Source organism: Pectobacterium sp. HCp5_1, assembly GCF_032905925.1.
Lineage (GTDB): Bacteria > Pseudomonadota > Gammaproteobacteria > Enterobacterales > Enterobacteriaceae > Pectobacterium > Pectobacterium brasiliense_A.
The window spans coordinates 17,680-31,855 of the sequence record NZ_JAUMIO010000022.1; the positions used below are offsets into that span (position 1 = coordinate 17,680).

The 14,176-nt window shown below is 54.5% G+C and carries 11 protein-coding genes; 10 read left to right on the forward strand and 1 reads right to left on the reverse strand.

Annotated elements, in window-relative coordinates:
- The first annotated feature begins 293 nt into the window (after positions 1-293).
- The 3 genes from Q3A88_RS15195 to greB are packed head-to-tail and all read left to right on the forward strand — an operon-like array spanning position 294 to position 2,393.
- Complete coding sequence (locus Q3A88_RS15195; protein ID WP_039466253.1) at positions 294-632, forward strand: helix-turn-helix transcriptional regulator; 339 nt, start codon at positions 294-296, stop codon at positions 630-632.
- Positions 622-1,917, forward strand: coding sequence for a HipA domain-containing protein (locus tag Q3A88_RS15200; RefSeq protein WP_317178227.1), 1,296 nt, complete (start codon positions 622-624; stop codon positions 1,915-1,917). Before Q3A88_RS15195 ends, Q3A88_RS15200 begins: the two co-directional genes overlap by 11 nt.
- The gene (gene greB, locus Q3A88_RS15205; RefSeq protein ID WP_039288614.1) at positions 1,914-2,393 is read left to right on the forward strand and encodes a transcription elongation factor GreB; all 480 of its coding nucleotides are present in this window, start codon (positions 1,914-1,916) and stop codon (positions 2,391-2,393) included. The genes Q3A88_RS15200 and greB overlap by 4 nt, the downstream gene beginning before the upstream one ends.
- 83 nt (positions 2,394-2,476) lie before the next feature.
- On the opposite strand, the gene Q3A88_RS15210 is transcribed toward greB, so the two are convergent.
- Positions 2,477-3,358: a CoA ester lyase gene (locus tag Q3A88_RS15210; protein WP_317178214.1), complete on the reverse strand. Its 882-nt coding sequence runs from the start codon at positions 3,356-3,358 to the stop codon at positions 2,477-2,479.
- A gap of 250 nt (positions 3,359-3,608) precedes the next feature.
- Between Q3A88_RS15210 and Q3A88_RS15215 the strand changes: the two genes are divergently transcribed.
- The 7 genes from Q3A88_RS15215 (at position 3,609) to Q3A88_RS15245 (ending at position 13,915) form a co-directional block, all read left to right on the forward strand.
- Positions 3,609-5,510, forward strand: a complete 1,902-nt coding sequence (locus Q3A88_RS15215; RefSeq protein ID WP_317178215.1) for an IucA/IucC family protein — start codon at positions 3,609-3,611, stop codon at positions 5,508-5,510.
- A gap of 81 nt (positions 5,511-5,591) precedes the next feature.
- On the forward strand, positions 5,592-7,796 hold the full coding sequence (locus Q3A88_RS15220) for a TonB-dependent siderophore receptor (protein ID WP_317178216.1): 2,205 nt from the start codon (positions 5,592-5,594) through the stop codon (positions 7,794-7,796).
- 41 nt (positions 7,797-7,837) lie between these two features.
- On the forward strand, positions 7,838-9,241 hold the full coding sequence (locus tag Q3A88_RS15225) for a Y4yA family PLP-dependent enzyme (RefSeq protein ID WP_317178217.1): 1,404 nt from the start codon (positions 7,838-7,840) through the stop codon (positions 9,239-9,241).
- Positions 9,242-9,254: 13 nt separating this feature from the next.
- Positions 9,255-10,271 carry a PLP-dependent cysteine synthase family protein gene (locus tag Q3A88_RS15230; RefSeq protein WP_010277727.1) on the forward strand — a complete coding sequence of 339 codons (1,017 nt, stop codon included), beginning with the start codon at positions 9,255-9,257 and terminating at the stop codon, positions 10,269-10,271.
- A 10-nt stretch (positions 10,272-10,281) separates the two neighbouring features.
- A complete protein-coding gene (locus Q3A88_RS15235; protein ID WP_317178218.1) occupies positions 10,282-11,451 on the forward strand; it encodes an NAD/NADP-dependent octopine/nopaline dehydrogenase family protein in 1,170 nt (389 codons plus the stop codon).
- Between the two features lie 60 nt (positions 11,452-11,511).
- Positions 11,512-12,762, forward strand: coding sequence for an MFS transporter (locus tag Q3A88_RS15240; protein WP_317178219.1), 1,251 nt, complete (start codon positions 11,512-11,514; stop codon positions 12,760-12,762).
- A complete protein-coding gene (locus tag Q3A88_RS15245; RefSeq protein ID WP_317178220.1) occupies positions 12,755-13,915 on the forward strand; it encodes an ABC transporter substrate-binding protein in 1,161 nt (386 codons plus the stop codon). The genes Q3A88_RS15240 and Q3A88_RS15245 overlap by 8 nt, the downstream gene beginning before the upstream one ends.
- Positions 13,916-14,176: the final 261 nt, after the last annotated feature.

Here is a 14,176-nt window from a genome sequence, read left to right on the forward strand (position 1 = left end):
ATGTCTATTGGTAGATTATTAGCCAAAACTGTAAATCTGTGTAATGAACGCGCGATTTTTGCGTGTTATTACCAACCCAGCCTGCCGATTAGCTGTGGAAAAAGTTCGCTAGGACAGGTTTTTTGCCGCTGTGATTCAATGCAGGGGTCGTGTTTCATTAATAAGGCATAGCTTAAAAATATGACCTATTAATAGAACAGCAGTCTTGTGTTTCCTTCATTACAGACGCATCATGTTCTATAAATAGGTGTTAGGTATGTGTTATGCCCCATTAATGGAACAGGAATATAGCGATGGCGAAACCTTCTGCTCGAACATATTCTCGCTACAGCCGTGACGCAGCTCGTTTACTCGGGTTGATGCTTCGCAGCGCGAGGATCGAACGTAATATGACAGTGGAAGAATTAGCTGAACGGGCAGGCGTATCACGAGGCTTGGTCTATCGTGCAGAGGAAGGAGACATGGGATGCTCAATTGGCGCAGTTTTCGAGCTGGCTACTCTTGTTGGTGTCCCTCTTTTTACCGCAGACCAATCCGCAATGGCACTTCATATTGCCAGCACGGAGAAAACACTTTCTCTTCTACCGCGTGCTGTACATCCTTCCAAGAAGGTCGTGAATGATGACTTCTGATAACGCTGTCGACAAAGCCTATGTATGGATCTGGTTGCCTGATGCGACGAAGCCCGTTGTGGCCGGTTTATTGAGCTGGGACGGCGACCGACTCATTTTCAATTATGGCCGTCACTATCTGGAGCGAAAAGACGCGATCCCTATCTATGAACCTGAACTGCCGTTAATGCGTGGTGCTATCCCGCCAGCAGCGGGCCTATGGCAGGCGAGTGCATTACGCGATGCCGAACCTGACGCATGGGGACGCAGGGTCATCCTTAATCGACTTATGGGTGTCAGAGGCAGAGGGGCGGATAGCAGTACGCTGGATGAATTGACATACCTGCTTGAGTCCGGTTCAGACAGAATTGGCGGGCTCGATTTTCAGGCATCGCCGACAGAGTATGTTCCGCGTTCAGCTCAAAATGCGTCTATTGAAGAGTTGATGCTTGCGGCAACCATGGTAGAAAACGGTGTCTTGTTGACGCCTGAGCTTGATCAAGCACTTTTTCATGGGAGTTCGTTGGGTGGCGCTCGGCCGAAAGCAATGATTGAAGATGAGAGCCATAAGTTTATCGCAAAATTTTCATCCTCAACGGATACCTACAACGTCGTTAAGGCTGAATACATTGCGATGCGGCTGGCTGCGAGTGTTGGTTTAAATGTGGCTCCGGTGCACTTTCGGCAGACGGCGGGGAAGGACGTGATTCTGATAGAACGTTTTGACCGTATAAAAGTAGAAGGTGGCTGGAAACGTAGGCTGATGGTCTCTGCACTGACGCTTTTCGGCCTTGATGAAATGATGGCGAGATATGCGAGCTACGAAGAATTCTCGGACATCATTCGGCAACGTTTCGACGAACCGAAAGCGACGCTGCGTGAGCTGTTTGGCCGTCTGAGCTTCAATATCATTTGCGGAAACACCGACGATCATGCCCGAAACCACGCAGCATTCTGGGATGGCCGCGCACTAAAGCTGACACCAGCCTATGATATCTGCCCGCAGAACCGGGCGGGTAACGAGGCGACTCAGGCAATGTTGATCGCTGGCGAAAACAGGATGAGCAATTTCACTGTCTGTCTGGCAGTTGCACCTAAATTTCTGCTGGGTGAAGCTGAAGCCATTGAGATCATCATGCATCAAATAGAAACGGTGCGAGTATGCTGGGAAAGCATCTGCGATGAAGTCGAATTGAGTGAAGTGGATCGTAAGCTGTTTTGGGGCCGGATGTTTCTCAACCCTTTTATTTTTGAAGGTACGCCGGACAGCTTACGCACTAAGAACCTAACGGGGTTACTGACTTGAAAACCAATCTGATTACCCGCGAGGGGTATGACAAACTGCGGGCAGAGCATGACCATCTCTGGAATGTAAAGCGCCCGGAAATTACGAAAATTGTCTCCTGGGCTGCGAGCTTGGGGGATCGTTCAGAAAATGCGGACTACACCTATAACAAGCGTTTATTGCGCCAGATCGACAGGCGTGTGCGCTACCTCAGAAAATGCCTGACGGAATTGAAAATCGTTGATTATTCGCCGCAGCAGGATGGCAGCGTATTCTTTGGCGCCTGGGTAGAGATCGAGAATGAACAAGGTGAGGTGAAGCGTTTTCGGATTGTCGGCCCGGACGAGATCTACGGTGACAATAAAGACTATATTTCGATCGATTCCCCGATGGCGCGCGCCATGCTGAAAAAAGCGGTTGATGAGGAGTTCACCGTGAACACGCCAGACGGCCCGCGTGAGTGGTTTGTTAATTCGATTGAGTACGTTAAGTCATAAGCGGCCCGGCTGCGACACGCAGGGGAAACACTCCGCAAGCCGGGCGAGCGTATCCCCCTTCGTGTCCTATTCGCGCAAGAGGTTTAGTCATCTACATTTTGCGCCCGCAATAGCTGTCTGGCCTGCTCAATGACGGGTAAATCCACCATCTCACCGTTTATCTGGAAAGCGTAGCTGTGTTCGGCTGCTTTCAGAATCTGCTTTGCCCAGTCTATTTTGCTGCGATCCGTAGCGAATGCCTGCTGAACGGCATCGATCTGCGAGGGATGAATACAGAGTTTGGCCGAGAAGCCGAGCGAGCGCGCATGTAATGCGTCAGCTAACACCCGGTCGTGATGCGTGAAGTCAGGATTGACGCAATCTATCGGTGGTGGCAAGTCGGCCAGTCTGGAGGCTAATACAATGCGGCTTCTGGCATACAGCAAGGCATACAAGGATTGATCGCAATGAATATCGAGTGAGAAATCCAATGAGCCAAATGCGACTCTTTCTACCCCTGCTGCACAAATCTCTTCTGCATGATGCAACCCCTGCGCGGTTTCAATTATCGCAATAATATGAACCGCTTCCGATCTATTACGATTTATCATTTCCCGCGCATCATGCAGCATTTCTGCGGATTCTATTTTAGGTAAAACAATTTCCCATTTGGCTGTTTTATGTTTGGATGGGGCGTTATTTCTTAATTTTTCTTTATTATTAAGCCTATTCAGAAACTCGATATCTTCACTGAATTCCACTGAACCAAATTTGTTTAAACGTATATATCTTTTGCAATTTATTTCAGAGACGGGAGTATCGTTTTTATCCCATTGGATAATATTTTCTCTAGCCTGGTTTTTTTCATCAGGATGAACAGCATCTTCTAAATCAAATATCACGGCATCGGCACCGCAGCAGACGGCTTGTTGAAAGCGGTGGGGCGCATTACCAGGCACAAAGAGATAGGTTTTAGCGTGTTCCATGCTGCTCTCCTTCTGTTAATTAATTGATTAAATGCATTTTTATTAAAATGTAACTCATTAATTGCGAATAAGAATGATAGCTATTTACATTGCAGTGGTTAATATGCTAGCTTTCCGTTCATTATTTTTCAATCCATCTATCACGACATTTTTATTAAGTTTCGGGACGTGTTAACCCGAGATTTAACGACACCCTTTTATACGTTACTGCAATCGGTTTTTACTTGTTTTATCGGTATGAGGAGTGGTTATGAATATCAAGGTTGACGAAATTAAACACAGGGATATACATCAGGATGTAGATGGTTTTCTCTCTGATTACTCAAATAAAAACGCGTTAAGGCGATTGATTCGCTGCTTTTTCGCAGAAGGGATTTTGAATAAAAATGACCTGATATTTATTGAGGGTAATTCCAGAGCTGCAACGCTGGCTTTGCAGGGTGGCAAAGGTATATTGAAATTTGATGATATTTCGCCATCACCGGCAAACACGTATATTAATAATGGAAATATTTATCTCATTCATTCAGATGGCACATCTTTTCCCGTTACCAGCCACGAGCGATTGATTGATTTACTTCGCGACAATTTCGATTTTCATCCTGACGAGAGCGGCATCCGTGGCCTGAAAAAAGACGTCGGTAACAGCATTCGTAATGATACCAACGCCCGGCGCTATCGTTGCCAGTGGCGTGCTGAGGTGGCCGATGCTATGCAGCAGGACGGGCAGAACGCTTTCACGCCGTGGCTGCGTCGGCAGCTCAGCATTCGCGATGCCGCCATGTTTCTCGATCAGTGGGGAGCGCTGGAAGGCCACCCTTACTACCCGACCTGGAAATCTCGCCCCGGACTGAGTGACGAAGACGTCCAGCAGCTGTCACCCGAATTTAACGCCCGCGTGCCGCTGCGTATTACCGCGCTGCGCCGCGATATGGCGTATGTCGAATCCATGCCGCACGTCGATGATTTTCATTCGTGGTTTGCTCAGGCATTCCCCGCGCTCTGGCAGGACTGGAAGCAGCGCCTGAATCAACAAGGGCTGGATGAGACGCAGTGGCTCCCGCTGCCCATCCACAGTTGGCATTTGGAAAACTGGGTGAAATCCCACTATGCGGATGAAATTGCCGAAGGGATTCTGCTTACCGACGGCCCCGATCTCATCACGCTACCGGGTATGTCGTTCCGTACTGTTTTGCCCGTTGAACCGCCTTCTTCCCCTTTCATCAAACTGCCCGTCGCCATCTGGATGACCAGCGAAATGCGCAGCCTACAGGCGAAATCCATCCACATGGGGCCACGTATCAGCACCATTATCGAAGCGATTCTGGCGCAGGAAGGCGGGTTTGAGCAGAGGCTGGCGTTTTTCCGCGAAGAGACGGCGTTCCACTACAAGCACGCAGTTCATCAGGATGACGCGCCGGGCAAACATCTCTCCGTCGTTTTCCGCGATGCTCGAATTTATGAACGCACCGACGGCGCGCTGCCCGTGACCGTCGCCACGCTGTTTACGGCACTGCCTCACCGCGAGCAGCCGCTGTTCACCGAGCTGGTGACGCTGTCCGGGCTTGGCCCCGAAGCGTGGTTCCGCCAATACGTCCGCGCCGTAACCCGGCCAGTCATCGCTATCTATCTGCTGTACGGCATCGGGCTGGAAGCGCATCAGCAGAACAGCCAGATCCTCTTTTCACCGGAAGGTGTCGCGCAGGGATTATTAATCCGTGATTTCGGCGACGGGCGCACCTATGCGCCGCTGCTGCGTCAGCGCGGTCATCACCTGCAACCCTACGTCTGGCCCGGCATTCTGCCCACGGTCTTTGAAGACGACATCGAACCCGTGCGGATGTTTGTCGTCGATGCCTGCTTTGTCAGCCACCTGCACGAATTGGCGCTGGCGCTCAGCGCGGAATACGGCTTTGCCGATGCCCGGCTGTGGCAGGTGATGAAAGAAGAAACCGCCGCGGCGTTTGACGCCGTGAAGTCGCGCGTTGATGACGAGCTGTGGCAGACCGAACGCGACATGTTTATGACCCAGCCCTGGTATACGCGTTCGCTGCTGCGCATGCACATCCAGGAATATCGCGACTATCGGATTCAGCACGGTCTGAGCAATCCCTTCCTCATTGAAGAGGAAGAAACCCGCATCGGATCGTGATGTATGGCGATGCTCCCGCCTCACAGGCTGAAAACGGGAGCATCTTTTTCACTCCTCATTTTGAGATGGATAACTTTGTTGATGAACGCCAGGAAGAACTTCACTCCACCTACCGGGAAGACTCGTTTTCCTATTCCTTCCGCGTTGGCCATCGCCGTAACGGCGGTGCTAAGCGGCATCGCGATACCCGCGCAGTCTGCAACGGGCGAGCGCGATGATTCCACTATCGTGGTGGAAGCTAGAGACGCGGATGCCGTGCAGGGGCTGGTCGCGGGCGGCATGTCGGCGCGGTCGTCCAGCACCGGGCTGCTGGGCAAAAAGGACGTGATGGATACGCCGTTTAACGTCAGCAACATGACCTCATCGTTTATTGAAAATAAACAGGCACAGACGCTGGGGCAGGTGGTCGCGCATGACGCATCGGTGCGGGTGAGCAGTTCTCAGGGCGGTCTGCTGGATTCCTACTACATTCGCGGTTTTCCACTCAATGAAGGAAACCTGAGCGACATCGCCATGAACGGCGTCTACGGTGTTGCGCCTAACTATCAGTTGATGACCGACTACATCGAGCGGGTAGAAGTGCTGAAAGGGCCGTCGGCACTGCTGTATGGGCTGTCGCCTAACAGCAGCGTGGGCGGTGTGATTAATGCCGTCACCAAACGCCCGACCACCGTCGGCAATCTGACCCGCCTCACGACCAGCTGGCAGTCTGATTCCCAACTCACACAGCATGCGGATATTTCCCGCGTCTATGCGCTGGACAATAACAATCTGCTCGGCGTGCGTTTTAACGGGAATTACGGCTACGGCGACACGGTGTGGGACGGCAGCGACAAGCGCACGCAGGTCGGCTCGCTTGGGCTGGATTTCTCCTCAGAACGCTTCCGCGCCACGTTGGATCTCATCACTCAGCACCTGAAAACCCGTGCGCCGTCTCGCCCTTATTCGTTCGCGCAGGGCGTGACCGTGCCTGACGCACCGGATGGCAATAACAATATCTCTCAGCCGTGGGGATTCTGGCACTCCAAAGATCAGTCGGTGTTGCTGCATACCGAATACGATCTGGCGGATAACGTTACCTGGTTTACCGATCTAGGCGGTTCTGGTGCACATGTCAGTCGTTTATCAGAGCAAGTACCGCAAGTAACCAACAATAATGGCGATGTGAGTAGAACGAGTAGTAATGCCTCCTATCTCGTAAATTACCGCGCCGCCGTTAGTCGTTATAATCTAGCTACGGGTATTAGAGCTGACGTTGAAACGGGCTCGGTGACACACAAACTATCAGCCCAAACCAGTTATTACCGGGATCGTCATGCAACAACGAGTGTAATTGGTCCAGACCTCAATACTAATATCTACAACCCCGTATATATGTCTTCCGTTGACATTCCCGCACCTGCAACGATTAGCAAACGCTCTTCCACTGCGCTGTCAGGTATCGCGCTGGCGGATACGCTCGGCTTCTGGAACGATGCGCTGCAAGTGACGGGCGGGCTGCGTTATCAGCAGATCAAGTCGGATAACTTTGTTCCTGGTAATAGCGCGCCATCATCGTCCTACGACAAAAATGCAATCACGCCGATGGTCGGTGTGGTGGTGAAACCCTGGCAGCACGTCTCGCTCTACGCCAATTATATTGAAGGGCTGAGCAAAGGAGATATTGCGCCTGCGAATGCGAGCAACGCCGGTCAAGTGCTGTCACCGTATAAGAGCAAACAGTATGAAGCCGGGGCAAAAGTGGATGCGCTGGGAACGATCTCCACGCTAAGCGTTTTCCAGATCACCAAGCCGAGCGGCGCGTTGGTTAACGGCACGTTTGTCGATGCCAACGAGCAGCGCAATCGGGGTATCGAGCTGGATGTCGTCGGTTCACCGCTGGAGGATTTGCGCCTGACCGGTGGCGTGATGCTGCTGGATGCCGAGCTGACCAAAAGCGTGACGCCGGGTGCACAGGGCAAGCGTGCGCCGGGCACGTCGCGTTTTCAGGCGAACGCAGGCGTGGAATATGACCTGCCGTTCCTGCGCGATCTGACGCTGAACGCCAACGTTACTCATAACGGGAAGCAGAACGTCAACACCATCAATACCCAGTCTATTCCTTCCTGGACCACCGTTGATTTCGGCGCGCGTTACAAGACGCGAATCTACAATGCGCCCACCACATTCCGTGCGGATGTCCTGAACGCCTTTGACCGCAATTACTGGTCTGGCGTGACGTCGTTCAGCACGGTATCGCAAGGAACGCCGCGGACGCTGATGCTGTCCGTCGCGGTTGATTTCTAAGGATAGGTATTTTTCAGGAACCGAACGTTAAGGAGATAACGATGAGCAACCTGTTTAGCTTTGCCGCAGTGTCTTCCCTCCCTGTCGCGCAGGCCCACTGGCCTGAGAGACTGACGCCTTATCTGGATAGTGAGATTGAGCAGTTTCTTTTCAACTCGCCGCAAAGGCTGTCGTGGCTGGTTGAGCAGTATGGGTCGCCGCTGAATATTGTCTGGCCGCACACCGTGGCCGACAATATCGCGGCATTGCGGACAGTGTTGCAGCATCACGACGTGGATTGCCGCCTGTACTACGGCGCGAAGGTGAACAAATCGCCGGGGCTGGTACAGGCGGCGGTTAACGCGGGCGTCGGCGTGGATGTTTCCAGCTTACAGGAACTAAAAGATGCGCTGCGGGCAGGCTGCGACGGCGCACGGCTGTGCGCCACCGGCCCGGCCAAAACGCGTGAGTTCCTGACGGCGCTGGTTCATCATCGCGCTCTTATCGTGCTGGATTCACCGGAAGAGTTCGACGAGGTGCTCGCGCTGGCGGATTTACTACGCGTGACGGAGCCCGTGCGGGTTCTGCTGCGCTATCGCCCGTCGTTCGCGCAGGCCAGTCGGTTTGGCATGCTGGCCGATGAGGTTGCAATCTGTCTGGAGGCGTTGAGCACCAGACAGGCTGTGCTTCATCTGGAAGGCTTCCATTTCCATCTCGGCGGCTATGATCCCGATACTCGAGTGGCGGCATTTGCTGAGGTACTGCCATTACTGGAGCGGGCACGCTCAAAGGGATTGCAGCCCGCGATTATTGATATCGGCGGGGGATTGCCGATTCAATATCTTTCGGCTTCACGCTATCAGGATTATTTAGCGAAGCAGAATGCGGCGGATTACCGCCACGGTCAGGTGCCAACCTCGTTTTACCCGTATGGCGGTGAGCGCTCGGCTGTCGACTATCTTGAGACATTCCTGTCCGCCTCAATCGGACAGGATCGCGTAGCGGACGTGCTCAAGCGGCACGGCCTGATTCTGGCGATAGAGCCGGGACGCAGCCTCGCTGACCAAAGTGCGATTACCGTGTTTCGCGTCACGCGCACGCGCCGCCAGCCGGATGGCAACCACGTCGTGTTTGTGGAAGGCAGCAGCTTCAGCGCGTGTGAAACCTGGTTTAACTCTGAGTTTTTGATTGATCCTCTGCATGTTTTTTCCGTCAAAAAAGACACGCCTCTGGCACCGGGCAAAGCCTGGATCGCCGGACACAGCTGTCTGGACGACGATGTCATTACGAACCGATTGATTCATTTTCGAACCGTGCCGCAGTCAGGCGATTTACTGATTTACGCGAATACGGCGGGATACCAGATGGACCTGCTGGAAAACGCGTTTCATCGGCATCCGCTGCCTGCGCGCCTGTGTGCGTTCAAAGGTAAGAAAGGTGAGCTGATTTTTTCCAGTGATAACTGAATGGAGCAGAACCATGATCCTGAATAAAGTAACTGATTTGATTGGTAATACGCCCGTTATACAAATTCCGGTTCCCTATGGGGATACGCGTTTGTTTTTAAAAGTGGAGAAGAACAACCCCGGCGGCAGCATGAAGGATCGCATGGCGAGAAACATGATTGTCGCCGGGCTGAAGTCAGGCAAAATCCGCCCCGGTGGCACCATTGTCGAGTCGTCATCGGGGAATACCGGTATCGGGTTGGCGCTGGCGTCAATTGAATACGGCCTGCGCTTTATCGCTGTGGTCGATCATCACGCGGCACAGGATAAAATCGCCATCATGCGCGCGCTCGGCGCGGAAATTCGCTACGTCTCCGGCGACTACGGCGAAGATGAAGTGGCGGTGGTGGAACGCCAGCGCATGGCGGCACAGCTGGCGCAGGAAATACCCGGCGCGGTGTTTATGAACCAGTCGGATAACGCGGCGAACGCGGGCGGCTATGCCGATTTTGTCCGCGAGCTGTTCAGCCAGATTGGCAAGATCGACGCGTTTGTCGGTTGCGTGGGCACCGGCGGTTCGATGACGGGCATTTCGCACGGTCTGAAAGTCCATAACCCGGATATCACGACCATTGCCGTTGAACCGGTGGGTTCTATCGTCTTCGGCCACCCCGGCAAGCCTTACTATCAATCCGGCACCGGTACGCCAGCGGGTGATACCGTAGGGCTGGTACTGGATTACAGCTGCATCGACTGTGGTGAGCAGGTTTCGGATGCGCAGGCGTTTGAAACGGCACGCTATATCGCACGACACTACGGTTTGCTGGTCGGCGGTTCGACGGGCGGGGTGATCTATAAAGCGCTGGAGCTGATCTATCAGGATCGCATCGGCGGCAACGTCGTGCTGGCGATTGCCGACGGCGGGGAGAAATATCTGCACACGGTGTTTAACGAAGAGTGGCTCGCGGCGCGTAACCTGATCGATAGCGGCGTGTGGCACGATCTGGATCGCTGGCTGGGCAATGCGATTTCTCTGGAGCAGGCAAGCTAAGGAGTCAAGGATGATCGAAACGCTAAGCGGGCAGCCGCTTAACGTGGTGATTTGCGGGGCCGGCAAGACCGGCCATCTCGCCACGGTGCTGTTTAAACAACGGCCAGACGTTAAGGTGACGCTGTTGGGCAGCCATCCGCGTCTGCCGGAAGCCTATCAGCAGCACGGTAAACGGCTACACGCGCTGCTGCCGGATGGCGAGACGCTGACGGCGACGCCGGACTGCGTGACCTGCGATCCGGCGGAAGCCTGCCGCGATGCGGATATCGTTATCATCACCGTTCCCGCCAACTTCCGCGCCGATCTTCTGGCGCGGATCGTTCCCCATCTTCCCCGCGATAAACCGGTGTACGTCGGGGCGATCCCCGGCTTTTGCGGCTTTGACTGGCTGGCCGAACGTGAGCTGGCCGCGCGCCCAAACGTGGTAATTTGGGGCATGAAGGACGTCGCACACATTGCGTTTGATTTGCTGCCGGGCCAGTCGATCAAAATGGGCGGTGAAAAGGCCACGCTGTATGTCGCCACGCATCGGCGCGAAACGGCTGCGAGCCAGCAGGCGCTGATAGCGCTGCTGCAACGGCTTTATGCCGCGCCGGTGGTGCTCTTGCCGGATTATCTGGAGATCACGCTGACGCCGGGTAACCCGATTATGCACAGTGCGGTGATTTATGGCCTGATCGGTCCTTACGGGCAGTGGCATGCCCGACCGCTCTTGCAGCCGCTATGCTGGTGGAATGATTGCCCGGAACTCGGTGCCTATTATCTGGAACGCATGGACGAGGAGAACCAGCGGCTGTGTGCGGCGCTGGAGACGCGGCTTGGCGTGCGGCTGGATTCGGTGCTGCCGCTCAAGCAGGAGATTATCGATGCCTATGGCGATCAGATTGCCGATGCGCACACGATGCTTTCCGTGCTGCGTACCAATCAGGCTTATCACGGCATCGGTCTGCCGCTGCGAAAACATGACGCTGGTGGGTACGTGTTTGATACTCAGCATCGGGTGTTTCAGGAGGATATTGCCTACGGCCTGAGCCTGCTGGTGGCGATTGCGGAGAATTTGGCCGTTAGCGTGCCGTACATTGAGGAAGTCTACCGGTGGTGCAGCGATTACATGGGAATATCTACGCAGGATCGTCCCGACTATTTCCCGCCGCACTGGCTGACGGATGAGATGAATTGACGTGATGACCGTAGCGGGAATGAGGCCGGATGACGCCGTGGAACCAGAAGGGGCTGGCGCATGCGCTTGAGCGGACAGGTCGCGTTCATCATCCACTTTATGTTTGTTGTACAGCTGGTGGCGATGGGGGCGATGGAGATGAGCGGGCCGTTTTGGCCGCTGCATCTGGAAAGTATGTCGTCCGGTGCGGAACTGAGTATCGCGGGGATTGCCGTGTACGTCGGGCCGATGCTGGGCATTATGCTGACCAGCGCCTTCTGGGGACGGATGGGCGACCGGCTGGGCAACAAAGCCATGATGATCCGCGCGCTGTTTGGGCTGGCGCTAACCCAGCTCGGGCTGGCGTGGGCAAACGACATCTGGACGATAGTCGCGCTGCGTTTTATTCAGGGTGCCTGTGCGGGCTATATTGCGCCCGCGCAGGCGTATGGCGTCGCGGTAGTCAGTCCGCTACAGCGCACGCGACTGTTTGCCTGGCTTCAGGTATCCACCAATGTGGGATCGCTGCTGGGAGCGATTGTCGGTGGGCTGATCCTCGATTATCTGAACTTCTTCTGGATCAACCTGAGTGCGGCGATCCTCTGCGCGCTGTGCGGCATCACCGTGGCACTTTTCCTGCCGCATGTCGCCCCTGAGGCTCCCGTTGTTCCGCCAGCGGATGCGCAGGCGAAAATCATTCCCAGCAGGCGGCTTTGGGCGCTGTCGCCGATTCCCGGTCTGCTGCTGATTTCTGGCCTACTGCTGACCAGCCGTATGATCCCGCAAACGCCGTTTTCCCTCTATCTGGATGGCTTCTTTCAGGTGGATAAGTGGGTTATCGGGCTGTGTTATGGCTTGCAGGCGACCGGCGTGATTGTCTCCGCGTCGCTGTGGGCGCGCTATTTTGAAAATCTCTCGCTGTCGCAGACGTTGAGCCGCCTGTGTGTGGTCATGCTGGCCTGCGCCATCGTGACGTTGACGGCTGCTACGATCCTGAATATTACGATTTTCATCCCGCTGTACTTCCTGTGGGGCGTGCTGTTGGGGGCGACGACGCCCGTGCTGATGGCGCTGATTTCCCGCGCGGCTGGGGCCGGACAGCAGGGTTACATACTCGGCGTGGCGCAAAGCGTCAGCCAGTTTGCCTCGATTCTGGGCATTGCTTTGGGCGGATTGGTTCTCTACTCCCCCGGATTACGTTCGCTGTTCTTCTGCGTTGGTGCCGCGTATCTGGTGACCTTCCTGGTCGCGCTGATGCTGCTACGACGCCTGCGGATACAGGCGGAAAAACATGACTCTCTCTCGACGAAGGGAAATATCGAAAATGTGTAATCGTTGGACGCGGCAATGTTGCCGTCGGTTATTGCTGAGCGCGCTGTTGATGGTCGGCCTGTCGCCGCTGGCGGGGCAGGCTGAACAAACCGCACAAACCTCCACTGTCATCAAGGACGTGCTGGGGCGCGAGGTGAGAGTCAAGACGCCGGTGCAGCGTGTCATGCTGGGGGAGGGGCGTCAGCTTTATCTGGTTGCGATGCTCGACAGGGAAGACCCGGCGAAAAGGATTGTCGCCTGGAAGCGCGATCTGATTCAGTCCGATCCTGCCACGTGGCACCAGTATCGTGACCGCTTCCCTCAACTGGCAAAAATCCCGACGTTTGATGGCACGGAAAAGGGCACGTTTGACGTGGAGCAGGCGGTGTCGCTGAAGCCTGACGTCATCATTATGAACATTGAGGCGCAGCGGTCGATTGTCGATGCGGGTTATGACCGGATACTGGACAGCGTCGGCATTCCGATTGTGTATGTCGATTTTCGCTATCACCCGCTGGAAAACACGGCGCCTACCATGCGTCTGTTCGGCAAGCTGTTTAATCAGGAAGCACGTGCCGAAGCCTTTCTCGCATTCCGTGAGGCGCAGCTAAAACGCGTTTCCGATGTGCTGGCGGCGAAAAAACCGCGTTCCCCGCGCGTTTTTATTGAGCGACTGGGGGGCTATACCGATGAATGCTGCCTGACGTTCGGCCCGGATAACTTCGGTAAATTCGTGCAATTGGCCGGTGGCGATAACGTTGCTGCGAAGAATGCGCCGAGCACCTTTATGCAGATGCACCCTGAACAGGTGATTGTGGAAAACCCGGAAATTGTAGTGATCACCAGCGGCAACTTTGAAGCCTTCGTGCCCGGCGGACGCTGGATTGGTCTGGGGCCGGGGCAGGATATGACGGAAGGACGTAAGCGTCTCGAATGGTTTCTGGGACGTCCGGCCTACACCAACAGCATCGCCAAGCAGCAGCGTGCATTTCATGCCATCTGGCATCAGTTTTACAACGGCCCGTATGACTTTATCGCCATTCAGCAACTGGCCGAGTGGTTCCACCCAGACTTATTCCGCGATCTCAACGCGGATGACACCTTCCGCCAGCTTCACCAGCAGTTCCTGCCGGTTGATTACCAACCGGGCTATTTCGTCAGTCTTGCGCAGTAAGTCACTCACCGTCGGCTCCGGTGCACTGGCCGGAGCGATACGAGAGTGTTTATGTCAGGAGGTTGAGCGTGTTTGAAAGTATGACCTACCAGATTGCTCTTACGCCCGTGCAGTTCCTGCTTCCCTCTGAAAATGTCGATATGTCGATATGTCGAACGTGGAATGTCTGATGGAGGATATTCGCCGCTACCGCGCCTTTTTATTGGCGGCTGCGTTACTATAATCTTCGTAAACGACAATCTTCGTAAACGACAATCTTCG

Bases quoted from the DNA above. Each gene is read 5' to 3' on its own strand.
- Q3A88_RS15195 (WP_039466253.1), top strand. From the start codon at position 294: ATGGCGAAACCTTCTGCTCGAACATATTCTCGCTACAGCCGTGACGCA.
- Q3A88_RS15200 (WP_317178227.1), top strand. From the start codon at position 622: ATGACTTCTGATAACGCTGTCGACAAAGCCTATGTATGGATCTGGTTG.
- Q3A88_RS15210 (WP_317178214.1), bottom strand. From the start codon at position 3,358: ATGGAACACGCTAAAACCTATCTCTTTGTGCCTGGTAATGCGCCCCAC.
- Q3A88_RS15215 (WP_317178215.1), top strand. From the start codon at position 3,609: ATGAATATCAAGGTTGACGAAATTAAACACAGGGATATACATCAGGAT.
- Q3A88_RS15220 (WP_317178216.1), top strand. From the start codon at position 5,592: ATGAACGCCAGGAAGAACTTCACTCCACCTACCGGGAAGACTCGTTTT.
- Q3A88_RS15225 (WP_317178217.1), top strand. From the start codon at position 7,838: ATGAGCAACCTGTTTAGCTTTGCCGCAGTGTCTTCCCTCCCTGTCGCG.
- Q3A88_RS15230 (WP_010277727.1), top strand. From the start codon at position 9,255: ATGATCCTGAATAAAGTAACTGATTTGATTGGTAATACGCCCGTTATA.
- Q3A88_RS15235 (WP_317178218.1), top strand. From the start codon at position 10,282: ATGATCGAAACGCTAAGCGGGCAGCCGCTTAACGTGGTGATTTGCGGG.
- Q3A88_RS15240 (WP_317178219.1), top strand. From the start codon at position 11,512: ATGCGCTTGAGCGGACAGGTCGCGTTCATCATCCACTTTATGTTTGTT.
- Q3A88_RS15245 (WP_317178220.1), top strand. From the start codon at position 12,755: ATGTGTAATCGTTGGACGCGGCAATGTTGCCGTCGGTTATTGCTGAGC.